Source organism: Methylorubrum rhodesianum (assembly GCF_014199985.1).
GTDB classification, from domain to species: domain Bacteria; phylum Pseudomonadota; class Alphaproteobacteria; order Rhizobiales; family Beijerinckiaceae; genus Methylobacterium; species Methylobacterium rhodesianum.
On the sequence record NZ_JACHOS010000014.1, the window covers coordinates 67,427 to 87,386 of the forward strand.

Annotated in this window: 21 protein-coding genes and 1 pseudogene; 9 read left to right on the top strand and 13 right to left on the bottom strand. The window is 64.5% G+C overall.

What is annotated here, in order from left to right; genetic code table 11:
• The first annotated feature begins 10 nt into the window (after nt 1-10).
• A complete protein-coding gene (locus HNR01_RS19760; protein WP_210313438.1) occupies nt 11-1,255 on the top strand; it encodes a BatD family protein in 1,245 nt (414 codons plus the stop codon).
• Nucleotides 1,256-1,390: 135 nt separating this feature from the next.
• Here the strand turns inward: HNR01_RS19760 and HNR01_RS19765 are convergent, their stop codons facing one another.
• The 6 genes from HNR01_RS19765 to HNR01_RS19790 all read right to left on the bottom strand — a co-directional run bounded on the left by HNR01_RS19765 (nt 1,391) and on the right by HNR01_RS19790 (nt 6,428).
• Nucleotides 1,391-2,416, bottom strand: a complete 1,026-nt coding sequence (locus tag HNR01_RS19765; RefSeq protein WP_183669318.1) for a DUF1254 domain-containing protein — start codon at nt 2,414-2,416, stop codon at nt 1,391-1,393.
• 190 nt (nt 2,417-2,606) lie between these two features.
• Nucleotides 2,607-3,944, bottom strand: a complete 1,338-nt coding sequence (locus tag HNR01_RS19770) for a DUF1214 domain-containing protein (protein ID WP_183669320.1) — start codon at nt 3,942-3,944, stop codon at nt 2,607-2,609.
• 12 nt (nt 3,945-3,956) lie between these two features.
• Nucleotides 3,957-4,892 (bottom strand): HlyD family secretion protein, encoded by a 936-nt coding sequence (locus HNR01_RS19775; RefSeq protein WP_183669322.1) that lies wholly within the window; start codon nt 4,890-4,892, stop codon nt 3,957-3,959.
• On the bottom strand, nt 4,889-5,128 hold the full coding sequence (locus HNR01_RS19780) for a DUF3302 domain-containing protein (protein ID WP_183669324.1): 240 nt from the start codon (nt 5,126-5,128) through the stop codon (nt 4,889-4,891). Before HNR01_RS19780 ends, HNR01_RS19775 begins: the two co-directional genes overlap by 4 nt.
• Nucleotides 5,129-5,255: 127 nt before the next feature.
• Nucleotides 5,256-6,080 carry a hypothetical protein gene (locus HNR01_RS19785; protein ID WP_246417567.1) on the bottom strand — a complete coding sequence of 275 codons (825 nt, stop codon included), beginning with the start codon at nt 6,078-6,080 and terminating at the stop codon, nt 5,256-5,258.
• Between the two features lie 102 nt (nt 6,081-6,182).
• A complete protein-coding gene (locus HNR01_RS19790; RefSeq protein ID WP_183669326.1) occupies nt 6,183-6,428 on the bottom strand; it encodes a hypothetical protein in 246 nt (81 codons plus the stop codon).
• 538 nt (nt 6,429-6,966) lie between these two features.
• Between HNR01_RS19790 and HNR01_RS19795 the strand changes: the two genes are divergently transcribed.
• A complete protein-coding gene (locus HNR01_RS19795; RefSeq protein ID WP_183669328.1) occupies nt 6,967-7,287 on the top strand; it encodes a C40 family peptidase in 321 nt (106 codons plus the stop codon).
• Nucleotides 7,288-7,501: 214 nt separating this feature from the next.
• Here the strand turns inward: HNR01_RS19795 and HNR01_RS19800 are convergent, their stop codons facing one another.
• Both HNR01_RS19800 and HNR01_RS19805 read right to left on the bottom strand, forming a co-directional pair.
• Nucleotides 7,502-7,897 (bottom strand): hypothetical protein, encoded by a 396-nt coding sequence (locus HNR01_RS19800; protein ID WP_017484636.1) that lies wholly within the window; start codon nt 7,895-7,897, stop codon nt 7,502-7,504.
• A 170-nt stretch (nt 7,898-8,067) separates the two neighbouring features.
• Entirely contained in the window at nt 8,068-8,265 is a 198-nt protein-coding gene (locus HNR01_RS19805) for a hypothetical protein (protein WP_017484635.1), read from the bottom strand.
• An 882-nt stretch (nt 8,266-9,147) separates the two neighbouring features.
• Between HNR01_RS19805 and HNR01_RS19810 the strand changes: the two are divergent.
• From HNR01_RS19810 to tcmP, 3 genes and pseudogenes are all read left to right on the top strand, one after another.
• Nucleotides 9,148-10,131, top strand: a pseudogene (locus HNR01_RS19810) (IS91 family transposase); the annotation flags it as partial.
• 780 nt (nt 10,132-10,911) lie between these two features.
• Nucleotides 10,912-11,766, top strand: a complete 855-nt coding sequence (locus tag HNR01_RS19815; protein ID WP_312893383.1) for a DUF5131 family protein — start codon at nt 10,912-10,914, stop codon at nt 11,764-11,766.
• Nucleotides 11,763-12,662 (top strand): three-Cys-motif partner protein TcmP, encoded by a 900-nt coding sequence (gene tcmP, locus HNR01_RS19820; protein ID WP_183669330.1) that lies wholly within the window; start codon nt 11,763-11,765, stop codon nt 12,660-12,662. The genes HNR01_RS19815 and tcmP overlap by 4 nt, the downstream gene beginning before the upstream one ends.
• Before the next feature lie 29 nt (nt 12,663-12,691).
• On the opposite strand, the gene HNR01_RS19825 is transcribed toward tcmP, so the two are convergent.
• Complete coding sequence (locus HNR01_RS19825; protein WP_281384577.1) at nt 12,692-12,946, bottom strand: recombinase family protein; 255 nt, start codon at nt 12,944-12,946, stop codon at nt 12,692-12,694.
• 150 nt (nt 12,947-13,096) lie between these two features.
• Nucleotides 13,097-13,636 (bottom strand): ATP-binding protein, encoded by a 540-nt coding sequence (locus HNR01_RS19830; RefSeq protein WP_183669332.1) that lies wholly within the window; start codon nt 13,634-13,636, stop codon nt 13,097-13,099.
• 122 nt (nt 13,637-13,758) lie between these two features.
• Between HNR01_RS19830 and HNR01_RS19835 the strand changes: the two genes are divergently transcribed.
• The 4 genes from HNR01_RS19835 to tnpC all read left to right on the top strand — a co-directional run bounded on the left by HNR01_RS19835 (nt 13,759) and on the right by tnpC (nt 17,009).
• Nucleotides 13,759-14,271, top strand: a complete 513-nt coding sequence (locus tag HNR01_RS19835) for an ASCH domain-containing protein (protein WP_024830171.1) — start codon at nt 13,759-13,761, stop codon at nt 14,269-14,271.
• Between the two features lie 388 nt (nt 14,272-14,659).
• A complete protein-coding gene (gene tnpA / locus HNR01_RS19840) occupies nt 14,660-15,031 on the top strand; it encodes an IS66-like element accessory protein TnpA (protein WP_009864310.1) in 372 nt (123 codons plus the stop codon).
• Nucleotides 15,028-15,375: an IS66 family insertion sequence element accessory protein TnpB gene (tnpB, locus tag HNR01_RS19845; RefSeq protein ID WP_024830170.1), complete on the top strand. Its 348-nt coding sequence runs from the start codon at nt 15,028-15,030 to the stop codon at nt 15,373-15,375. The genes tnpA and tnpB overlap by 4 nt, the downstream gene beginning before the upstream one ends.
• A 140-nt stretch (nt 15,376-15,515) precedes the next feature.
• Entirely contained in the window at nt 15,516-17,009 is a 1,494-nt protein-coding gene (gene tnpC, locus HNR01_RS19850; RefSeq protein ID WP_246417574.1) for an IS66 family transposase, read from the top strand.
• 68 nt (nt 17,010-17,077) lie between these two features.
• Here tnpC and HNR01_RS19855 read toward each other — a convergent pair.
• The 3 genes from HNR01_RS19855 to HNR01_RS19865 all read right to left on the bottom strand — a co-directional run bounded on the left by HNR01_RS19855 (nt 17,078) and on the right by HNR01_RS19865 (nt 19,836).
• Nucleotides 17,078-17,844, bottom strand: a protein-coding gene (locus tag HNR01_RS19855; protein WP_183669334.1) for an IS5 family transposase whose coding sequence is annotated in 2 segments (ribosomal slippage) — nt 17,078-17,529 and nt 17,529-17,844 — 768 coding nt in all. Because the reading frame shifts where the segments join, the coding sequence is not laid out codon by codon here.
• Nucleotides 17,845-17,924: 80 nt separating this feature from the next.
• Entirely contained in the window at nt 17,925-19,397 is a 1,473-nt protein-coding gene (locus HNR01_RS19860) for a GNAT family N-acetyltransferase (protein WP_024830167.1), read from the bottom strand.
• 1 nt (nt 19,398) lies between these two features.
• A complete protein-coding gene (locus tag HNR01_RS19865; RefSeq protein ID WP_024830166.1) occupies nt 19,399-19,836 on the bottom strand; it encodes an ASCH domain-containing protein in 438 nt (145 codons plus the stop codon).
• Between the last annotated feature and the right edge of the window lie 124 nt (nt 19,837-19,960).

A 19,960-nucleotide genomic window follows, 5' to 3' on the forward strand; every position in this document is an offset into this window, starting at 1 on the left:
GAGGTCGGTGATGATCCTCGCGTTGGCGGCGGTCTGGGCGGGTCCGGCACCGGCAGAGGCCGCCGAGGTCGTGGTCCGGACCCAGGTCGACGAGACGGGCGGCATCGTCGTGGGCCAGCCGGTTCACCTGCGCGTGGACGTGCTCTTTCCCGGCAGCATGCCGCGCCCGCCGCGGGTCAAGGTCGGCGACGCCCCGGGCGCCCAGGTCCTGCGCTTCGAGACGCAGGGCGTCACGATCAGCGACGCGATCGGCGGCCGGCCCTACGTCGGGCAACAGTTCGAGTTCGTCGTCTTCGCGCGCCGGGGAGGAGCCATCGAGATCCCAGCGGCCGAGGTCACGCTGCTCGACGCGGCAGGGGATCGGACGGGAACGGCAACGGGCGAGGCGCGACGCCTCGTCGTCACCGTGCCTCCGGGGATCGACGCATCCGGACCCGTCATCGCCGCGGACGAGGTCGACGCCACCCAGACCTGGGAGCCCGACCCGACGCAGGCGCGGCTCAAGCCCGGCGGCGCGCTGGTCCGCACGATCCGCCGTAGCGCCGATGGCGTACCGACCATGGGGATGGCCGACCTCGCCTTCACCGCTCCCGAGGGCGTCCGGATCTACCTCGACCCGCCGCGCTCCGAGGACCGGATGAACCGGGGCGCCGTCATCGGGTCGCGCATCGACAGGGTGACCTATGTCTTCGAGAAGCCCGGCAGCTACGACCTGCCGGCCGTCGTCCAGCCTTGGTGGGACCTGGATGGCGTGCGGGCACGGGCGGTGACGCTTGCCGGTGTCAAGGTATCCGTAGCTCAGGCGACGACGGAGCCGGTGCCCCTCCGCGGCGGAAGGGCATGGGCCTGGGTCGCCGGAGCTTCGCTCGGGATCGTTTTGCTGTTCGGTCTTGCGTCGGTGCTCCGCCGACGCTGGATCCGGAGCGTCGGCACCCCGGAAGCGAAGGCACGGTCCGAGTTGCGCCGGATAGCCCCGAGCGGCGACGCCCCGGCGACGTACCGGGCGCTCGCGACATGGCTCGCCGAGCTACCATCCGGCGTGCGGCCAGATACAAGGAATGATGCGCGCCTCGCGCCGCTCGCCGACGAATTGGAGCGGACCTTGTTCGGTAAGGGAGGTGCCTGGTCATCTGACAAGGGCCGGCAACTCGGCGACCTCGTCCCGACGGTCGTCAGGGACATCGAGACGAAAGCTGTCGGAATGAAGCGAGCGGACCTGCCGCCGTTGAACCCGGCCGCGACTGCAGCCGGTTAGGTTACCGTGATCCCGATTGTACTTCCGTGCACACAAGGGATCGCGTCCGCGCCATCTGAGGGCGACCTGGTGGCCGAAATCCGACACTTGATACCCTCTCACGAGGTCCGCTCGGGTGGAAAGCAGCCATTGGACCTATGGCACTTCCTCAGGTTCGGGGAAGGTCCATTGCCCGTCGATAACGGTTTGGCGCGGCCTGTATAACCTCACCCAATAATTCCATCCCGCAGTCGTCGGCAGGCAGTTCGGGATTTTGCCGTCACAGCCACCAAGCTGGATTGTCGAACTGCCATCAGCATCCTTCTTCACGGTGAGATTATTGAGCGAGTAGGCGTTGTAGGAGTTGGGCTCAAAGTAGCCGGCAGCGTTGTACATGCTGATCGACCAAAATCCGTCGACTGGAACATCCTTGACCCTGAGACGATAGACCGTTTTGCCGTCGTTCTTAGACGGCGTCACAGTGACATAGGTGGCGTCCTTTTCCGGATTGCCGCCCCAGCCAGACGCCGTCCCGATCAGATGCCTGACCGGATCGACTTGATCCTTCTTTCCGAACATTCGCTTGGTATCGGGCAAAGTTCCCGCCAGAACCAACAGAGCGTCCCTGACCTTCTTTTGGCTGACGAGATCCCAATTCGGAACGTTGAAGGAGCCGCCAGCGGCTTGCTCGATCTTGATGGCGTTCTGGAGGGCGTGGACCTTGCCGATGTCGTTCGGGTCGGTTGGGTCGATGAAGGTTCTGACGGCCGCGATCACGTAGCGGGTCCCGGCCATGTCCTTGGACATCGTGTGCTTACCTGCCCCGTACTCCACCGCAAGCGCGTACTGATCTTCGTTGATGAAGATCAGTGACATGAAGCGATTGCCGGCCTCCGGCAGCGTGATCGTTACAGGCCCGGCATCGAGATCGAAGACTGCGGCCGAATAGAGGGTATCTCGGTTCGCTCGGATGACGGTCTGCTTGTCAATCGCCATCACCTCGCGATGATGATCGAACCTCCCGATGCTCCCAGCCTCTCGAACGGCCGTCGCGAAATAGAGGTCGCTTTCTGCGCGCGTGAAATTCTCAACGGTGACTGAGGTAGGTGTGGAGTTGCTGGACTGAGCAAATGCTGAGGCGCTGATGAACAGAGCAATTGAAGTAAGCAGAAAGCGGATCATCAAGCCACCCCTTCGTAGTCAACTGTGAGGCATCATGAGCGAATGACGATTGTCAGCGAAGCGTCGCAAGCAGTCCTTCGCGAGTGGGTGCCAAGCGCCGGATTCCGGTTGCCAAGTGGCTTGGTGTACGAGGCCGGGTTGGCTGCAAGCAGCGCGAGCACGGCCGCGGTCGGGCCATGGTGCGTCCGGATCAGGGGCGGCTTTGCCCTAACCTCGTGACCGCCGGCGGCGTCCACTCGCATCGCTCCACGACGTCCTTGGGCACGTAGGCGCGAAAGGTCAGGGAGAACGGCCGGCCCTCGGCTGACGGAAGCCAATTCGCTTCCGGGATGCCGGAGACGGGCTTCGGCCCGATGGCGATCTTTAAGGAGCCGTCGGCTTCCCTCTTCAGCGGCGAGTTGTTGTTGAAGTTGAAGCGGTTGAGGGGATTGGGGGCCACCCGGTAGTTGGGCACCCCGACCAGGATCACGGACCAGTAGGCGTCCACCACGGCCTCGGGCAATCGGTCGGCCGCGAAGTGCATGAGGTAGCCCGCGCTCCCGTCGAGGGGCTTCTCCTCGGCGTCCCGGGTGGCGACGAAGTAAACGACCTCGTCCGAGGTGTTCGCCCAGATCCCGGCGTAGTTGGCCGCCGTCCGCCGCCGGAAGTCGCCCCCGTAGTTGCCGCTGCCCGTCCCGCAGAGCCAGTGATTGCGGTACGGGGCCGACTTGGTCAGGGCATCTTCCCGGAATCGGCGGATCACGTCGCGCAGCTTCGCGTCGACCTCGGCGCGGGCTCCCGCGCTCGATGCCGCGTAGGCGGACACGGCGCGGACCTTCTGCTGCATCTCGGCGGCCTCGGGAGCCACGTCCAGCGCGCTCGCGAGCTTGGCGTCCACGTCGTCGAAGATCTCGACCCCCGCGAGGTCCTTGTTGCCGAACATCGGGAGCGGGGGCGGTGGAGCGGCCACCGGCGTGCCCAGGGTCGTCACCTTGAAGGCGCGTTGCAGCGCCAACGCACCCTCGGGGTCGCCCTTGATCTCGACCCGCGCGAGCATCTTCGCCTTACCGGAATGAAGCTCGATCCGCCCGGCACCGGGCGGAATGGCCACGGTCGAGCCGGGCTTCACGAGCGCGAAGGTTCCGTGGGGCTTCGTCGGGAAGGTGCGCTCGTTGATGTTGACGATGACCTCGCCCCACTCGTCGAGGATCTGCGCCGTGTAGTAGCGTCCCTTCACCTCGGGGATTTCCAGCAGCGCCGCCCCCTTGTCGTCGGTCGCGAACCAAGCTTCGAGATAGGCCACGTCGAAGTTCGGGTTGACGAAGTCGGCCGACCCCAGGGGATTGTACTTGATCCTGTTGTAGGAGAAGTCGGGGCCGCTCCTGTCGATCATCTCCTGGCGGATGACCAGGGCACGGCCGAGCAGGTAGACGTAGGCGTCGTCGATGTCCTGGTCGGTGACGGGTGTCGTCTGGGCCGCGGCCAGGCCGGTGGCGGTAATCAGCGCCAGCAGCGTGAGACCCAACGTCCTCGTGAGGGTGTTTCCCATGGGCCGCCTCGCTCAGAACGGGTTGACGTAGTTCAGGATCGCGCTCTGCCGGAGCAGGACCTTCCGGATGACGTGGGCCTGCTGCACGTGGTCCGTGTAGATCGCGGCGGTCCCGGTGCTGCCGGCCGGCAGGCGGCGAGCCACCTCGGCGTCGTCGAGTGTGAGGCGGACCACGAACGGCGCGGACTGGATGTCGGCGGGCGCGACAGCGGAGCCCCCGAACTGCGCCTGGCCCGTTGCGATGGCCTGCAGGACGGCCTCGACCCGCCCGGAGTGGACGGTCCCCGGGAGCGTCTTGAAGGTGATCTCGACGGGCTGGCCGGGCTCGACGTAGCGCGTGTAGATCTGGGGGATCTCCGCGCCGAGGAGGGTATCGCCGGTATCGATGAAGGCCATCACCGGCGCCTGCGCGGTGACGCGCGCGCCCTTCCGGAGCGTCAGGTTGGTCACGTAGCCGGCGGCCGGCGCCCGCACGGTGGTCTTGTCGAGGTTCCACTTGGCGCCCTCGAGCTGGGCGCGCAGCTGGTCGGCTTCGGCCTGTCGCTGCTCGACGTCGAACATGCGCCCGGTCCCCCGGCTCTGCAGTTGAGACATCTCGGCGAGTCGCGTCTCCGCGAGCTTGAGCTGCGCCCCGATGGCATCGACCTGCGCGCGGTACGGTATCGGGTCGATCCGAAAGAGGACGTCGCCTTCCTTGAGCGGGGTATTTGCCTTGACCGGAACATCCACGACTTCACCGGCGACCGACGGAACGATCTGGATCGAGTTGCGGATGACCGCCGCAGGCCCCGAGGGTGCCCCCCAGCCCATCGGGATGAACAGCCCGATCAGCAGGAGGACGAGCACGAGTGCGGGCGAGAGCTTCCAGAACAGGTTGAACGGGATGAACCGCAGCCAGACGAACAGGACGAGGAGGGCGATATAGCCGTTGAGCAGGAAGACGATCATCGGTCCTCGTCCCGCCGTGCAGGGGCGTTGACATGGGCCCAGACGAGGATCAGCGGCCAGAATATGAAGCCGAAGACGAGGGTGGCCCAACTGCCGACGGTCACCGCCTGTGCCCAGGGATGCCCGCGCCGGCGCGCGATGCGGCCGGGCATCACCCCGAGCGCGACGAACGTCGCGACGAGCGTCCCCACCACGACCAGCAGGACGATCCAGGCGAAAAGGTCGATGAACGGCATGGCCATGATGCGTGACGGTCGCACGCGGGCGGATGCCCCTGAAGCCTGTAACCGTTACGGCTCGCGGACCCTTTGCCGTCCGCATCCGGGAACGGCCGGGCACCGCTCACGGCGGCTCAAGCGACGCTCAGGCGAGCGCGTCTATCACGCCCTGTGCGACCGCGTCGGCGAGCGCATCGATGCGAGTGCCCACCGGGACGCCGTCCTCCATCCCGTCGGCGGCGTCGGACGCCTTCACCTCACCGCTTTGAGGATCGCTGAGCGTCCACGTGTAGCGGCATCCTTCCGCGATCCCGTGCACGGCGATGTCGAGGGCGAGGACTGCGTCAGGCTGCGAGAGCAACGCCTTGATGGCTTGCAGGGCCGCCCTGCGCTCCGGCGGCGGTGTCACGAAGACGCGAACCCCTCGGCCGCAGACGGCCTTGACGATGGCCTGCAGGTAGATGTCGCCCCTCGCCATCGCGCATCTGTCGCGCCGGTCGCTCCGCTGCGTGACGACCAGGGCGGTTTGGATCCGGCCCGTTGAAGCAGGTCCTGCGTCAGGGCGCAGGATACGGCAGACGGCAGGGACGGAGCGAGGCATCGTCGGCGGCTCGGCCATCTCGCAGACCGGGATGTACGAACCCGGTCGCAGAACGAGGCGAAAGGGGGCGTCGGCGCCCGGCCCCTCGTAGTAGGCCGCGAGCGCTGACCGGATCCGCGTCGCCTCGATCCGGACGATGGGGTCCTTGCCAGGGTCGAAATCCGGCCCTCGGCCGAAGACATCGACGCCGATGGTGTAGGCTTTGACGCGCTCGCCCCGTCCCGCCACCGCCTCGGCGACCACGAACGAGAGGAAGCGGCGGTTGCGCTCTGATAACCGCAGGCCTTCGGCAGCGAGGAGTTCGCGAAATACCCGTTCAAGCTCCGGAGAAGACTCGTTCGAGTTAGCCGTCGAATGATCAGCATCCATCCGATCCTCCGCAGACTGCGTTAGAACCAAGGTGGATCTTGCCCGCTTGTCACGTTCGGGCGACCCATGATGAGCCCTAGAGGCTACGCGCAGGTTAAGATGTTACGCTAAGTTGCGCAGGATGTCTTCCTCAACGTCGCGCGCGAGCTGTGTGTACTCGCGCGCACGCTCAGGTCCGACCGGCTCGCCCGACTTGGACCAATAGCTCGCCGCCTCGCACGCCGCCTCGTAGGCGTCGCACAGTTCGCGGAAGTTCGCGTCTGCCGCGGCCTTGATCCTCAGCGCCTCGCGGCGCTCGGGATACCGAAGCAAGAGCCTCGCGAGGCCACGTCTCTCCGAACGCTCCATCGAAGCCTCCGGGACTTTCGTCTGCCGGCTGTACGCCATCAGCCCCCCCATCATGGACCCTGCTTGCCCGCGCGGGGTTTGTTACGGTTACACTCCCAAGATGGTTGCATTGCCCGCCAAGCATTTCTAGGGGGCAAAATAGCGGACCTCCTCTTGTGCAGAGAGCGGAAGGATGGATCTAACGAAGAAGTGACTTGTCGAAACCGGCTCGTACATCTGATCGATCCCTGAGCGGTGGTCCAAGTTCAAAATTCGTGCAGGCTTTGTCTGTGCTCCCCGGATCGCTTGGCCGGCGGAGTCGGTGGGTGATCGCCGAGCGAGGCGGGCGGGCACCGTTGTCGTGGTCTCGCCAACGCTCGACCACGATCCAGGCCTGTACGGATATGGCAATGAGGTCAGGACCGGTGTCGAAGCGGATATGGCTGGGCACACCGCGCAGGATGAACAGGGTCGGAGTGCGTGTCGGTCACGCTTGCTGCCTCGAGCTTGCGCGCGACGCGGATCGGCAGAACACGCGCGCTTGCCCTCATCGATCGGGTTGAGCATCAAGCAGGACTCTGTCGCGCGGTGCGCGCCCGCCGTCGGCACAATTCTGGAGGGGGCGGGCCACAATCCCTCGGGCAGCCTCACGGCGCGGTCCGATGAAGGATGGGGGCTGAAGCAGCCGGCGCTCGGCGCCGGTACCAAGAAGAAGCGGGGCAACGCGTCCTGGCAGGGCCATGTCGGCTTCGGGTTCGGCACCAACCCGCGCCAGATCGTCCTGCTCGGCGGCAGCCAGGGCGACACCTGGAGCATCGCCGCCTTCGCGCGACGAGCTCACGTCCTTCTGCTGGCGGACATGCCGCTGCCGGCGCCGTAGGCCGGCGCGCTCGGGTGTGAGCGCGGCGTCGGTCAGCAGGGGAACGCAGAGAGGGTTTCCGACCGCTGGCCAGACGAGGTCAGCGCAGCGGTCTGGAGGCCGGCCAGACAGTGTCAGCGCAGCTTCCGAAACCCATGCACGGCAATCTTATCGCGCACAAGACTTTCAGGCCGCAGCCGGCGAATTTTTCGATCGACCTCGGCGGCGGGGTCGCTCACGCCTTCTGCGCCCGAGCCGCGAATTCCCAGATCGGGATACCGGACGGTGTGCCCGGCACATTGCGGTAACCGCTCACGTTGCCGAACAAAATTCGGTTCGGCTCGATGCCGATCGCCTTGTGACCGCCCGTGATCATCACTCCGCACCAGTCGACACGCAACGTGCCGTGCTCCGGATGAACACCGAAGAGCTCGGTTGATGTCCAGCCCAGACGCCCGGCCTCGGCGCCGAAGCGCTCGATGAAGTTCGTGCAGGTGTCGTGGATGTTCGCCCACGCGGCGCCGCCGAGATACCGGCAAGGGGGGCTCGTCGGGCGGAGCGTGCCGAAGGCTTTGCGCCACTCGGCGGCTTCGGGCGGAAGCGGATCGGGTGCGAGTTGGGGAAGGAGCATCACGGCTGCCGGCTGATGGCGGGGCCGACGGCATAGGCTGGGCTTGGTTGCCTCAGGCTTACCCACCGCCAGAGATCATCCCTTTTGCGCTCGCACGAGCGGGACCGAAGTGCGCAAATCTCCGCGGCCCAGGGACTGCTGACGTGATGAGGCGACGGCTTCGAGCGTTGCTAGCGCTTCTCCAGCGAACCCACGAACCGTTTTCGAGCCGCATTGAGCCTGCTCTGCTGTTGAGTTGCGCCAAGACAGATCATTGACTCGGATGGATGAGCATGCCGTGTCAGCTCCAGCATCCTTTCGACGGCTTCGGCAATCTCGACCAGCAACCGGTCACGATTCAGCTGGTGCTCCCGCTCGGCATCGATCATCTCTGGCTCCTACGCATATGGCTTGGCGCGCTGAGCCCTCCGCAACGTGGAACCGGCCAAAAGCGTTCTGCGCGTTGGGGATCTGGCAGGTGCTCTTTGCCGCCATGAAACAAGATCCGGCCAATGATGTCGCCGCCCATCCCAAGCCCGAGATCGGGGCCATGCTCATTAAAAGGCATGGCCTCAGTCCTCGGCTTTGCAGTGGGTCATGCTTTCCGTGCCCGAGCCAGCATGACCGCCGTGCGGACTCCGCCACGCTTCAGCGATTGGGGCGCATCGAGCGACCCGTGAACTCGCTCGCCCAGCGGTGGCCGGCGATGGCCGCGGCAAGGTTAAGGCTGTAGTCATCGGCGATTGGGTGAGCGTCGATTTCGGGGGCAGCGAGGTACGCCTCAACGGCCGCGTTCACTTGCTCTTTATTGACGGCGTGGCCTGGAAGAGTTCACCGAAGCTGGGCGAGGGATCAGCCATGCGACAGCCTGCCAATGCAGGTCTTGGATCGGCGCGGCGACATACCCGGGTGAGACTGTGCCGACTCTTGTGCAGCGCCCTAACACCGTTTGTCCCGGTGCGTCCGTTATGGTGGGGCCGTTCAAGCTCTGATCGGCTTCGAGAAACTGGCTGGGGCGCCAGGATTCTCACCCAGCATGACCTCAACAGAAGGCATCAGTTAAGTTATTGCAATTGCAGGCGCCTTAGCTTCGTGCGCACACGCAGTGGATACGATCCTGCGCTCATTGCCAAGGGCGTCCTCTGGCCATCCACAGGCCGCATTAAGGCATCGCCTCTCGCTAAATCAGGTCGCTCTGAAGCATGTCGAAGGTCGACAAAGCGCCATGGGACTAAGCCGCACTCGCGGCACGGCAACGAGTGTTGGATGCGGCGCGGGCGTGGCTGGAGCGGCCGCAGGCCGACCTGCTGCCCGTGCCATACTACCACGTCGTCTGCACCCTGCCAGCGGTTGTCGCGGCCGTGGCCTTCCAGAACAAGGCCGTGGTCTACGACCTGCTGTTCCGCACCGCCGCCGACACTCTGCTGACCATCGCCGCCGATCCGAAGCACCTTGGGGCAAAGATCGGGCTGACCGCCGTGCTCCACACCTGGGGCTCGGCCATGACGCACCACCCACACGTGCATATCGTCGTACCGGGCGGTGGCCTGTCCCCGGACGGCGCGCGCTGGACCGCTTGTCGGCCGCGCTTCTTCCTGCTCGTGCGGGTGCTCTCCCGCCTCTTCCGCCGGCTGTTCCTCGACCGGCTGGCCGAGGTGCATCACGCCGGGCGGCTCACCTTCCATGGCGCGTTGGCGGCTCTCGCCGACCCCGATGCCTTTGCGGCCCATCTGGCACCACTGCAGCGGGCCGAGTGGGTGGTCTACGCCAAGCGGCCCTTCACCGGGCCAGAGGCCGTGCTCGCCTACCTGTCGCGCTACACTCACCGCGTCGCCATCGCCAACAGCCGGCTCTTGGCCCTCGACGAGCGCGGCGTCACGTTCCGCTGGAAGGACTACCGGGCGCGGAACGGTGCGAAGGGCCGCGAGTGGATCAAGACCATGACCCTCCCGGCGGACGAGTTCCTTCGCCGCTTCCTGCTGCACGTGCTGCCCGACGGCTTCCACCGCATCCGCCATTGCGTCCTGTTCGCCAGCGCCACGCGGGCTGCCAACATCGCCAGGATCCTGAGCCTGCTCACCCCCCCGTCGCCGCCGCGCGAGGCCGCCCCCGAGCCCGAACCCGCCGCCATCGTCGACCCGCCCGCGGGGCCCGCCTGCCCGTGCTGCGGGGGCCGCATGCTCATCGTCGAGCGCTTCCGCCGCGGCGAGGTTCCAAGGCTGCGCCCGAGCGCCGTCGGGGTCGACACGTCTTGATAGCCGCCCCGAACCCGACCGCCACCGCCAGCCGACAGAGCGCGGGACCAGCGACCCGCCGCGGGCCTGCATGCGCTGAGACACCCAGCCATGGCCGGCTCACCCCCGCCGGCAGAGCTCACGGCTCTCATCAGAGCTGCGATGCGCGGTCACGAAGGCCAGCACCCGCCCCGGGATCGCGCCAGGGCAGCGGCGTCGATGGTCGCCGAGAGAGCCGTCGCACCCTTCATTCCCCATAGCGCGCGGGCCAGCCTTCAACGTCGCTGCTCCCCCGCGGCTTCCTCCTCTGGAGGTTTTCGAACGCCGGCCCCCAGCCCGGCACGACCCCAGCGCACGGGCCGCCATCCGAAAACCTTCACAACAAAACGGACTTGCGCCTCCTGACGGTACTAGGTCCGCTCTAGATGATGGAGCGAACATAGGATTGTGAGGGCCCAAGTAAGCCGGCCGGAAATGGCATGCCGCAAGGCCTCCAGCGACACTTGGGGTAGGGGCTCCCAAGCGGCTTCTTCGTGGTCGCAACTGAACCGCACCGGCTACGTCTGCGATCCGCGGCTATCAAGTTCGAGGCATGCGGAACGGCGCATTGTCGGCGCTGACCATCCCTACGCAGCCGCTAAGAGCGAGATAGCCGGGCCGTGTGGGCGAAGGTGGTGCGCATGTCGTCTCCCTACCCGATCGGACGGCAGAGTAGCTAGGCTTGGCCCTCAAGGCGATGGAGGCGAGATTCTTGAGCGATCCACGCAGAGAACGTACCAGGAACTGGCGCTGTGCAGCGGCGTGAGCTATCGTCAGTCCGACCGGGAGCGCCTCGTGGCAAAGAACTCACGAATCGAATGGACGACCCACACGTTCAACCCGTGGTGGGGATGTGTAAAGGTCTCCCCGGCTTGCAAGCACTGCTACGCAGAGTCTTGGGCCAAGCGCGTAGGCAAGGACGTCTGGGGGATCGGTGCTGAACGACGCTTTTTTGGCGACAAGCATTGGGCGGAGCCACTTCGCTGGAACACCGCTGCAGCTGCTGAAGGTGAGCGACCGCGAGTATTTTGTGCGTCTATGGCAGACGTTTTTGAAGATCGCCGAGATCTGGATCAATGGCGTGATCGTTTGTGGGGCCTGATAGCTGCAACCCCAAATCTCGACTGGTTACTGCTAACAAAGCGACCGGATCTGGTAAGCCGCCTCACCCCATGGGGCGATGATTGGCCGTCCAACGTTTGGATAGGCACGACAGTCGAAGATCAGGACTGGGCCGACGAGCGTCTACCAGAACTTGCGGTCCTGCCGGCCGCGGTGCGTTTCATTTCAGCAGAGCCGCTGCTGGGCCCGGTGGACCTTGGGAGATGGGCTCATGCGATCGATTGGGTGATTACGGGTGGCGAGAGCGGCCCAAAGGCGCGACCAACTAGTCCCTCATGGTTCAGAAGTCTGCTCAACCAGTGCATGGCTGCAGATATTCCCTTCCATTTCAAGCAGTGGGGTGACTGGGCCCCGGGCCAGGGCATCAATCTCGCCAAGGCGAGAGCTGCACCGGCAGAAGATGGGACCACCATGCTCAGGGTGGGCAAGAAAGTAGCTGGTCGCCATTTCGATGGCATCACGTGGGATGGGCTTCCGCGGTCGAGGTCAGCATGACAGAGCTCCCTCTGCTTTTCGACAAAGCTGATCTTCCCCTCCACCCGCTAACGCCAGAGAAAAATTTTAAATCCCTTCAGTACCCAGTCTGGTCCGAGGATAAAGCAAAGCTGATTCAAGAGTATCTTCGTCTTTTTACTTTTATTACAAAGCATGGCATCTACATAGATGGATTCTCGGCGCCTCAACAGCGCAGCATGGCAGAAATTTGCTCCGCAAGACTCGTCATGGAGACCGAGCCAAAGCGCATCAAGACTTTCTGGCTTTGCGATTTAGACCCGAAAGGCATCGAGCTGCTTAGGGCAATCGCAGGTGCAGATAAAACACCAAAACGGCGCATCGAGATACGCGAGGGTGACTTCAACTTAGTGCTTCCAGAAATTCTGGCCTCAGGTTGCATCACCTCAAAAACGGCGACCTTTGCCCTCCTCGACCAAAGAACATTCGAGTGTTCGTGGCAAACGGTTCAAGCGCTCTCCAGATACAAGTCGACTCTAGACCCACAAGCAACTAAAATCGAGATTTTCTACTTTTTTGCTACTGGGTGGCTCGATCGTTCGATTGCTGCTGTGAGTCGGCCACAAACCACTGCAAAGCTAGAAAGCTGGTGGGGACGTCCAGACTGGCGGCAGTTACAAGGGATGCAAGGCGTACCACGTGCGAAGATGCTGGCAGATCGCTTCAAGAGCGAGCTTGGCTATAAATACGCGCATCCCTATGCAATTCACAGTCGACGCCGACATGGACGAACTATGTACCATATGATCCATGCAACAGATCACGCCGAAGCTCCCCTCCTGATGCTACGCGCCTATCGTAAAATTTCAGGCCGGCCAGAAATCGATCCAGCCTCAACTCAAGTTGATATGGCTGAGCTGTGGAGAGATGTGCAATGATCTGTTCCAGCCGGTGCTCGGCAGGCCCTTTAAACACTGGCTGTTGAGATCCCGAACTGCATGGCTGTCACCGCGATGCTGGCTGAGTGTTCCTTGCGCCAAGCGGCCACGGTGGCGTCGTCTAGGACCTTCTCCCGGCCGAGAGCTTGGCCGGAAGCCTTCGCCCGCACGATGCCCGCCATCTGCCGAGCCTTGGTGCTGGAGCGCTCCAGCTCGGCGACAACGGCCAGCATGGTGAGCATAGCCTTGCCGACCGGCGTAAAGAGGTCGAACCCCTCGCGCAGTGTGGGTGCCGGCTGGAATGGCTGAACCGATCGAGAAGCGGCGCCAGGCGCGGCAGAAGGTGTCTGGCCTACCGGTCAGCACGGCCACCGCAGTGATCAACGTGCTGGCCGTCAGGCTGGACCAGCTAGAGAAGTAGAAAGCGTTTCTGCCTATCGAGCTAGGGCAGCAGCAAAGGTGATCTCGTCACCAGCTTCGACCACCACGAAGGGCACACCAAGATCCTTCGCATGCGAATGGGCGAGGGCCATTGCCAATTCCTGGTGCCGCTCCAAGGTTGCCTCGTCGCGCATGGGACGCTGGCGGGTCGCATCCGAGGCTCGTCGCTCGATTATCGCGGCCGGATCCGATCGAATGAACACGATCAAATCCGGTGCCAAACCCTGCACGACCGACAGAGGGATCTGAACGAGCGAAGTATCATCATCCACGACATTGTGAGCATCAAGAAGGATCGGGCTATCAGTTTTTGCACGTAGGAGGTCGAACTCCCTGACGAGCAGCTGCTGGTTGTCCATGACGGACCCCTGCCGCAGACCTTCCGAGTCTGTTGGCTCACCGATTGACCGCTTCGCCTCACGCAAAAGCGCACTAGCCGACGCGTGGACGGCACCGTGACGCGCGGCGAATCGCTCGCAGAGCCAGCTCTTGCCGACGCCTGAGAGGCCAAAGACATGAGTGACGTGGGCCATGCTGCGCGTCCGGAGCAAGGAAAGAATCGTGGGGAATGCCGTTGGTTGGAGCTTGGAACAGCGCGGCACACAATTAGAACTGAGGTCGCGACCGGGTTGGGTCAGGGGCGACGGAGACATAGATGTACGATAGTCGTCAAGATGCGTCGGGCCCGACAGCCCGCGACTGGCAAATCGCCGCGGCCAACCGATTCCCGGATCAGCGCCTGATCGAGCGTCGTCGCTTTGTCATGCAGGACGATCTCGTCGCGTTGGTACAGAACGGCCGGAAACGCACCACTATTAGGTTCGATGAGCATGGCCTGGAGTATCCGGCTAGCAGGGTTCTCCCCATCTATGCCGTCGGCGGCAACCAGCCGCACCACGAAGCTGCGCCCGCGGGCGAGGTTGTGCTAACCGGCTTGAGGTATGTGCGCTGCGGTGATCTCTCGTCCGCCGACGCGAAGGCAGACGGTTTCAAGGATCGCCAAGAGCTGATCGACGCCCTGACCCGCTTCTACCCGTCGATCACACCGAGTTCGTTGGTCTGCATATACGCGTTCGCCCCCGTAGTAAGCGAATCTGAGACGGGCGCGGCAGCAAACCGCCGTTCGGGACGGTCGGCTACCGCCTCCGCGCTTGCGGCTGCAGTCTGATAGCTTGAGCCTTTTGCATGCTGCCAGGATGCCTGGGATACGACAACCGGCGAAGCCGTAGCACTCAGATATGTGCTACGGCTGGGCCAAGACAGCCAGGAACGACCCAAAACGCACCAACGGGCATAGAGTGTCCGCTTCAGCCAGCATCACAGCTGATGAATACGTGGAGCAGGGTAGATCGGTGCGACCTAACACTACCTGGGCATCATTCCTGATTGCATAGTAGGATCAACGACTTACAGGATCGACCCGTTCATGCTAAGTCGTTGATTACCAATGTCTTATATGTAAGCGCTCGGTGACGGCCGCCTTGTGCGGGTAGTGCTCCGCTCTGGATACAGGACCTGGCGTCGGATGGCGCTGTATCGGCCCTGTGTCTGGACCTATGACCAACCCTCACATCATCGTCGCCGGCACGCGCCGAAGCTGGTCGCCCGAGCAGAAGCGGGCCATTCTGGCCGAGGCGGACGATCCCGCCACGACCGCCTCGGCGGTAGCGCGTCGACACGGCCTGCATTCCAGCCTGCTGTTCCGCTGGCGGCGCGCCGTGCTGGCCGAGCAGCAGGCTCGGACGCCCTCCGCCCCGCCGGCCTTCGTCCCGCTCGCCCTGCCGCCGCCCGCCGTTGCGGCCGCCGAGAGGCCGGCCGGGTCGGGCGTCGTCGAGATCGAGTTGGCCGGCGGTCACCGGCTGCGGGCCGAGGCGGGTGCGGACCTGGCGCTGCTGCAGGGTGTAATCGCGGCGCTGCTCCACCGATGATCCCGGTCCCGTCCGGTTCGCGCGTCTGGCTGGCCACCGGACACACCGACATGCGCAAGGGCTTCGACGGGCTGGCCGCGCTGGTGCAGGACCATCTCTCCCGCGATCCGTTCTCGGGGCAGGCCTTCGTGTTCCGCGGGCGGCAGGGGCACCTGATCAAGGTGCTGTGGTGGGACGGCCAGGGCCTGTGCCTGTTCGCCAAGCGCCTGGAGAAGGGCCGCTTCATCTGGCCGGCCACCGCCGGGGCCGCGGCGGCGCTGACGCCGGCCCAGCTCGCCATGCTACTGGAGGGCATCGACTGGCGCGCGCCGCTGCGCACCGACCGGCCGAGGGTCGCGGGCTGAAGCGGAAGACTACCGAGGTGGGGACGTCCGAGGCCGAGGCTGTGGCGAGCCTCGTCGGCACGGCTTAAGCTGTTGGCGTGGCTCTCGATCCTGCCCTGCTGCCCGACGACGTCGACGCGCTCAAGCGTCTGATCGTCGGCATGGCGCGCGAGGCGGTCCAGGCCGACACCCTGATCGAGAAGCTGCGCTTCGAACTCGCCCGACTGAAGCGGGCGCGGTTCGGCGCCTCCTCCGAGAAGCTCGGCGAACGGGTCGAGCAGCTCGAACTGGCCATCGAGGCGCTGGAGACCGACGCGGCCGAGCGCTTGGGTGCCGCGCCGGTCGTGGCCGAGGCGGTGGAGGCCGCGCGCCTCAGGCCGGCCCGGCGGGCGTTGCCCGAGCACCTGCCGCGCGAGAGCGTGGTCCATGCCGGCCCCTGCACCTGCCCGGCCTGCGGTGGGGGCTTACGCCGGATCGGCGAGGACGTGACCGAGAGCCTCGACTACGTGCCGGGCCGGTTCAAGGTGGTGCGCCACGTGCGCGAGGCCTTCGCCTGCACCGCCTGCGAGCAGGTGGTGCAGGCGCCCGCGCCCCACCACGCCGTTCCCCGCGGACGGGCCGGCCCCGGACTGCTCGCCCACATCGCGGTGGCGAAGTTCGACGACCACCTGCCGCTCTACCGTCAGGCCGAGATCTATGCCCGTGACGGGGTGGACCTGGCCACCTCGACCCTATCGGGCTGGCTCGGCGCCACCGCGGCCAGCTTGAGGCCGCTGGTCGATCTCCTGCGCCGGGAGGTGATCGCCGGCTCGGCCGTCCTGCACGGCGACGACACGCCGATCCCGGTGCTGGCGCCGGGCAGTGGCAAGACCCGGACCGGCCGGCTCTGGACCTATGTGCGCGACGAGCGCTCCCATGGTGGCGCCCGTCCGCCGGCGGCGGTGTTCTTCGCTTCGCCCGACCGCCGGGGCGAGCGTCCGCTCGCGCATCTGGCGGGCTTCTCCGGCGTGCTGGTGGCCGATGGCTATGCCGGCTTCAACGGGCTCTACGAGAAGGCCCGACCGGGCGGCCCACTCACGGAAGCGGCCTGCTGGGCGCATGTGCGCCGCAAGATCTTCGACGTGCACGCCGCGACCGGCTCGGCGCTGGCCGCGGAGGCGCTGGCGCGGATCGGTGCGCTCTACGGGATCGAGCGTGAGCTGCACGGCAAACCGCCCGACGCCCGCACCCGTGAGCGGCAGGCCCGCGCAAAGCCGCTAGCGGCGGGGCTGAAGCTGTGGGCGGAACGGAGCCTGACCCAGCTGCCGGGTCGGTCCGAGCTGGCCAAGGCGCTGCGCTACATGTTGGCCCGTTGGTCGGCGCTGACCCGCGCCTTCGACGACGGACGCATCGCGCTCGACAACAACGCGGCCGAGCGGGCACTGCGCGGCGTGGCGGTCGGGCGCAAGAACTATCTGTTCGCCGGTTCCGACCTCGGGGCCGAGCGCGCGGCTGTCTTCTACACCCTGATCGAGACGGCCAAGCTGAACCGGCTCGATCCCGAGGCCTACCTGCGCGACGTGCTCACACGCATCGCCGATCATCCCGCCAAGCGGCTGGCAGACCTGCTGCCCTGGAACTGGACGCCCGCCCAGCCGGTCGCGCACGCCGCCTAACCAGCCGGCCTCTCACCGAGCGCTTACTCTTATATCAAAATTCGCCCAGGTAGTGCTAGGGCTTGTTGTCACTTGATCCAATCGAGCGTTGCGGCGAGGCAGAGGACGCCTGTGAAGCTGGCGGCGGTCTTCTCGTAGCGGGTGGCCACCGCCCGCCATTCCTTCAGGCGCGCCCAGAGGCGCTCGACGCGGTTGCGGTTGATGTAGATCCAGTTCGGGCAGCGGGTGGGTGCTTCGTTGCGCTTGGTGGGGACGGCCGGCTTGGCGCCCACGTCGCGGATGTGCTGACGGAAGCCGTGACTGGAGTAGCCGCGGTCGGCCACGACCCACAGCGGCACGCCAGGCAACTGGTCGAGCAACGGCACGGCGTGGGGCAGTTCGTGCGCCTGTCCCGGCGCGAGGCGGAAGGCGACGGTGCGGCCCGCGCCATCGGCGATCACGCAGGCCTTGGTGCCATACCCGCCACGAGACCGGCCAAGCGCTTCACGACCGTCTCGCTCGGTCGCAGATCCCCCCTTCTGGCCGCACCTGCCGCCTTCTGGTGCGCCCGCATGTTGGTGCCGTCGAGGAACACCATGCCGAGTTGCACGCCGCGCTCCTGCACCAGGGCGAGCAGGCGCTCCCACACCCCGGCGCGCGCCCAGCGGATGAAGATCTGCGCCGCCCGCCACCACGGCCCGAACTCGTCTGGAATGGCGCGCCACTTGGCCCCGTTCTGGTGCCGCCACAGGATGGCCGAGAGCGTGCGTTGCAGGTCCTGCGGCGGGGTCTTCGCCTTCGGCCGGCAGGCATGCACCAGCGGCTCTAGAGCCGCCCACTGCGCGTCGTTCAGCATCAGCCCGCTCCATCCAGAGGACGGAAAACGCTCACACCCCCAAGACGTTCAGGCGACGACAGACCCTAGCGACGTCAGACCTAGAATTCGAACCCGAGATCGATTGATCTTTTAAGGGCGTCAAACGCGTCGTCTTCAATTCTGACGATTGACTGAGGGAAGCTGCTGAGGATGCCTCGGGCCGTAAGGGCACTAATGGGAACGACCTCGGTGAGATGTCCTACAAGCAAAAAGTCGATGATTAAGAGCGGTGTCGTCCTGCTAGCCATCTCAATCAGCTCACTGTCGGGATAAACCGACCTTTTGGCAGTCCAGCGACGCACTTCGTCGATATCGTTACTCCACCTAACTGATTTGACTACGCCGACCGTCGTCAGCGATTGGCTGCCGTGAGTTCCGGCCTGCTTCGACAGATAGAAGAGGATCACGTCCCCCGGATTCATCGTCTTGGTCGGAGAGTGACAGAGGTAGACCTTCTCGATCGTGTTTGCTGGCTTACCCAGGATCTCCACGGCAGGGTCAGCAACCGCAGAACCGAACTCGGGGAAGAGCATCGCGTGGTACGCGGGACGGATTGGGATGACGTACTTGCTCACGCCAGCGCCGCAAACGAAATTGGGGTAGCTGCGGCAGCTTGCTGCGAGGGCATTCTCCCCTTGGCGCGGAGAGACCGGTCCCCTAACCATGGCCTTCTCTAGGACCATCTCTCCGTTCGTCCTAGTTTCAGCTACGACAAAGCCATATGCCTCCAGCAGCAAACGCAAGGATTTCTGCTTCGGATATGCGGTTAGATACACCAAATCATAGTCGTTCTTTTGAGCGAACCATAGGATCTGCTTAACGAGCTGCTCTCCAAGCTTGCGACCCCGGAAAGCCTCAGCGACCTTGAACGTGCTGATCTTTAGTATGTCTGGACCCGGATGCTTTGTCTTAGCTTCCGCGTGGGTTTCGTCCTTTCTAATGACTAGGGCTGCCAGCTGCCCATCGACCCTCACAATCCAGCACTTTCTCTCGTCATCCGAGATTTTGCGGGTCCATTTGTCGAAGTCAGGAGCATAATCCTCGCGCAGCTCGTCAAAGATCGGGTCGGTAAATTCGAGTTCCCCAGCGGCTACCTCCGACACGGTCGGCAGAGGCACATCTTCAAGTTCGTAAGACCGAAGCGCCCAGGCAAGCGCGTCGTCAACCGTAAACACAAGCGCATCAAGTTCCGTAGACGCGGCCAGCGCATGGAGGGCAGCGTCGTTCGAGACGACGTAGTCTGCTATCTTCGTTCTTACCGCATCCAACAGGGTGGCATCATTGAGTCCTTCGTCCGTCGAGCAGGGGCCGAAATGCTGTTCGATATCTGCTTTCGAAGGGGCGTGACTGCCTGGCAAAGTCGCCAGAGTGTTTTTCGCCGACGCAGCTGTGGCAGAGGGCTGAGAGATGGGGTGGAGATACAGGTCGACCCCGTTCCGCGCACAAATATGTTCGAGCTTCGCAAATTGACGATCGGGCCGCTCGTCCGGCTCAAGATCCGCCAACAAGTCCGCATCGATCAGCAGGCGCATGTCAGCTTCCGTCGACGAGGCGTTCGAAGCCCTCGTGGGCGTACGCGAACGACTGCGGGGGTGTGAAATTTAGCTCGGCCTTCAATATGGGTAAGCCGACGGGATTCGCAAGCTTGATAGGGTTCACCAACCGAACCACATACCCGGTCTCACGACCCCGGAAGTAGGTGTCGAAATCCTCTGAGGCGATGCAGGCGACTGCTTCGTATTTTTCCCAGATTTCCCTGATTGCCAATCTTTCCACCGTTGAGATGGTCGCATAGCCAATCAGGGCCTGAATTGGCACAGAGGCATAGACGTAGAGGCGTGCGCCTGTGACGGTTCCATAGGGGAAACGCCGCCTCAGTTCGACGGTCTTCACGCCGTCGACGATGCGCGTCGCGTACTGAGGCTTGATGCTCAGCACGAAATTGTGGCGAAACAGGTCGAGGGTTCCCATGCCTCGAATCTAGCTGACGATCTCGCGCGACAACACCCCACACGGGGGTCTCGCTGACCGTTCGCTTGTCGCTCGCACAGAGGCCGCGGTTTAGCGCACGGAAATTTTTCTTTGTTGCAAACGC

Bases quoted from the DNA above. Each gene is read 5' to 3' on its own strand.
- HNR01_RS19760 (WP_210313438.1), top strand. From the start codon at position 11: ATGATCCTCGCGTTGGCGGCGGTCTGGGCGGGTCCGGCACCGGCAGAG.
- HNR01_RS19765 (WP_183669318.1), bottom strand. From the start codon at position 2,416: ATGATCCGCTTTCTGCTTACTTCAATTGCTCTGTTCATCAGCGCCTCA.
- HNR01_RS19770 (WP_183669320.1), bottom strand. From the start codon at position 3,944: ATGGGAAACACCCTCACGAGGACGTTGGGTCTCACGCTGCTGGCGCTG.
- HNR01_RS19775 (WP_183669322.1), bottom strand. From the start codon at position 4,892: ATGATCGTCTTCCTGCTCAACGGCTATATCGCCCTCCTCGTCCTGTTC.
- HNR01_RS19780 (WP_183669324.1), bottom strand. From the start codon at position 5,128: ATGCCGTTCATCGACCTTTTCGCCTGGATCGTCCTGCTGGTCGTGGTG.
- HNR01_RS19785 (WP_246417567.1), bottom strand. From the start codon at position 6,080: ATGGATGCTGATCATTCGACGGCTAACTCGAACGAGTCTTCTCCGGAG.
- HNR01_RS19790 (WP_183669326.1), bottom strand. From the start codon at position 6,428: ATGGAGCGTTCGGAGAGACGTGGCCTCGCGAGGCTCTTGCTTCGGTAT.
- HNR01_RS19800 (WP_017484636.1), bottom strand. From the start codon at position 7,897: ATGCTCCTTCCCCAACTCGCACCCGATCCGCTTCCGCCCGAAGCCGCC.
- HNR01_RS19805 (WP_017484635.1), bottom strand. From the start codon at position 8,265: ATGATCGATGCCGAGCGGGAGCACCAGCTGAATCGTGACCGGTTGCTG.
- tcmP (WP_183669330.1), top strand. From the start codon at position 11,763: ATGACAGAGCTCCCTCTGCTTTTCGACAAAGCTGATCTTCCCCTCCAC.
- HNR01_RS19830 (WP_183669332.1), bottom strand. From the start codon at position 13,636: ATGGCCCACGTCACTCATGTCTTTGGCCTCTCAGGCGTCGGCAAGAGC.
- HNR01_RS19835 (WP_024830171.1), top strand. From the start codon at position 13,759: ATGTACGATAGTCGTCAAGATGCGTCGGGCCCGACAGCCCGCGACTGG.
- tnpA (WP_009864310.1), top strand. From the start codon at position 14,660: ATGACCAACCCTCACATCATCGTCGCCGGCACGCGCCGAAGCTGGTCG.
- tnpB (WP_024830170.1), top strand. From the start codon at position 15,028: ATGATCCCGGTCCCGTCCGGTTCGCGCGTCTGGCTGGCCACCGGACAC.
- tnpC (WP_246417574.1), top strand. From the start codon at position 15,516: ATGGCGCGCGAGGCGGTCCAGGCCGACACCCTGATCGAGAAGCTGCGC.
- HNR01_RS19860 (WP_024830167.1), bottom strand. From the start codon at position 19,397: ATGCGCCTGCTGATCGATGCGGACTTGTTGGCGGATCTTGAGCCGGAC.
- HNR01_RS19865 (WP_024830166.1), bottom strand. From the start codon at position 19,836: ATGGGAACCCTCGACCTGTTTCGCCACAATTTCGTGCTGAGCATCAAG.